4 protein-coding genes are annotated in these 2,228 nt (G+C 62.9%); all 4 read left to right on the top strand.

The features are described from left to right. The coding region (locus Q0S16_RS00125) for a DegT/DnrJ/EryC1/StrS family aminotransferase (protein WP_295843712.1) at window positions 1-348 on the top strand (348 nt) is incomplete at its 5' end. Next, window positions 345-1,253, top strand: coding sequence for an aldo/keto reductase (locus tag Q0S16_RS00120; protein WP_295843710.1), 909 nt, complete (start codon window positions 345-347; stop codon window positions 1,251-1,253). The genes Q0S16_RS00125 and Q0S16_RS00120, both read left to right, overlap by 4 nt. Window positions 1,254-1,295: 42 nt before the next feature. Then, window positions 1,296-1,856, top strand: a complete 561-nt coding sequence (locus Q0S16_RS00115; protein WP_295843708.1) for a class I SAM-dependent methyltransferase — start codon at window positions 1,296-1,298, stop codon at window positions 1,854-1,856. Between the two features lie 21 nt (window positions 1,857-1,877). Further along, the coding region (locus tag Q0S16_RS00110) for an aminotransferase class III-fold pyridoxal phosphate-dependent enzyme (RefSeq protein WP_295843707.1) at window positions 1,878-2,228 on the top strand (351 nt) is incomplete at its 3' end.

The following is a 2,228-nucleotide window of genomic DNA, read 5'->3' as shown; positions in this document are numbered from 1 at the left end:
TACTCGGTGCGATTCAGGCGACGCAGCGTTTCAGTGCGGCCGGGATTCAGTTTCGCAACCGACGCCGCATCGAGCTATCATCTCTACATCACGCATTTTGCCAGCGAGGAACCAGCCCGGCATTGCCGCATCTTCGAGGCGCTACGAGCCGCCGGTCTGGGCGTGAACCTGCATTATATGCCAGTCTATCTTCAGCCCTACTATCGCACCCTGGGCTTCGCGGCCGGGCTGTGCCCCGAAGCCGAGCGCTATTATGCTGGCGCCGTCAGCATCCCGCTCTATCCCGACATGACCGATACCGACGCGTCCACCGTGATCGCCGCGGTCAGGTCCGCCGCACGCATGTGACTACCTCAATCGATCGCCTAGCGCTCGGCACCGTCCAGTTCGGCGTCGATTACGGCATCACCAATGTCGGCGGTCGCGTCGCGGAGGATGAAGTTGCAGCGATCCTGGCGCTTGCCGCCGGCGCTGGGATCGACCTGCTCGACACTGCGCATCTCTACGGGGCAAGCGAAGCGGTGCTGGGCGCGATACCAATGGGTGCCAGGTTCACCATTGTCACTAAAACGCCGAAATTCGGCGCGTGCGGTTCGGCCGCCGAGGCGGTTGCTCTGCTCCACAGCGGGTTCGAACAGTCGCTCGCCCAGCTTGCGCGCGACCGGGTCGGTGCCCTGCTCTTTCACGATGCCGACGATCTGCTGGGCCCCTGGGGCTACTCGCTGTGGCAGGCGATGGGCGCGCTTAAAGCGGCCGGGCGCACCGATAAGATCGGTTGCTCGGTCTATGAGGGCGCCCAAATCGACGCCGCGCTCGATCGCTACCCGCTCGATTTGGTCCAGCTGCCTTATAATGTGCTGGATCGACGGCTGGATGAGGGTGGACAGCTCACCCGGCTTTCCGCGGCGCGAATCGAAGTGCATGCCCGCTCTATTTTCCTGCAAGGCTTGCTGCTACAGGATCCTGCAGCCATCCCGCCGAGCTTTGGACCCTTGGCCGATGCAGTGCGCGCGATCCACGTCTGGGGCGCACAAGCCGGCTTGACACCGCTTGAGGCGGTGCTGGCCGCCACGCTGCGCGAGCAGCGGATCGATCGGCTGGTGCTTGGAGTGACGCGCGTATCGGAACTGCGCGCTATTCTCGTTGCCCTGGCGTGCGGCGCAGGAGGCGGGATTGACGCCCCACCTCCGCCCCCAGCGCCGCCGATCAACGCCCGCTATCTCAATCCGGCGCACTGGAATTATCTGCAATAATCCCATAATATCAATCATTCGCTTTCCCGGAAAGGATGCTCCTTGCCCCTCGTCGATCAAAGTGCCGTCTTTCGTGATGGAGAGGGTGATGCCTGGTTTCGCCGCAACGCCGGCGCACTGTCGGCCACGCGGCCGGTCGATCGCACCGCCGAGGCGACGTTGCGTGCGATCGATGCGACCGATGCGCGTTCAATCTGCGAGGTCGGATGCTCAAACGGCTGGCGGTTAGCTCAACTCGGCGAAAGATACCCCGGCCTGCAGCTGGCCGGATTCGACGTCAGCGAAGCGGCGATCGCCGAAGGGAGTGCCGCGTGGCCCGGCCTAACGCTGCGCAGCGGCACCGCCGATGCACCGCCGTTCGACGCGCCGTTCGACGTGGTGATCGTCAGCTTCGTGTTGCACTGGGTCGGCCGCGCCCAGCTGGCGCGATCGATCGCCGCAATCGACGGCTTGGTACGCGACGGCGGCACGCTGGAAACCTATGCCCTCGAAGAAGAGGTGGTCTTCACATATTCCAGCGGCGTGCTAGGCCCGGTCGAGGACGATCAGGATCGGGCAGTCTGCACCGTGCTGCACCGCAACCTCAAGCGAAGCAATATTTGATGATTCACAAGGGCAGTTTCGATGAATGATCGATACAAGTGTTCAGAAGAACTGCTTGAGCGTGCGCTGCGCACCGTCCCGCTAGCGTCGCAGACGTTCTCCAAGAGCCTGACGCAATATCCACGCGGGGCCGCGCCGTTCTTTATCCAGCGTGCCAAGGGATCGCGCGCCTGGGATGTTGACGGCAACGAATATATCGATTTCGTCAGTTCGCTTTGCGCCATTACGCTCGGCTATAGTGATCCAGACGTTGATGCCGCGGTGCGCGCGCAACTCGATGAAGGGGTGATCTTCTCCCTGCCGCATCCGATCGAGATGCGCGTTGCCGAAGCGATCGTCGAGATGGTGCCGTGCGCTGAAAAAGTGCGCTTC

The sequence above is a fragment of the Tardiphaga sp. genome (assembly GCF_025356345.1).
Lineage (GTDB): Bacteria > Pseudomonadota > Alphaproteobacteria > Rhizobiales > Xanthobacteraceae > Tardiphaga.
Note: the sequence above shows the minus strand (reverse complement) of the source record. Positions and strands in the feature narration are given on the sequence as shown.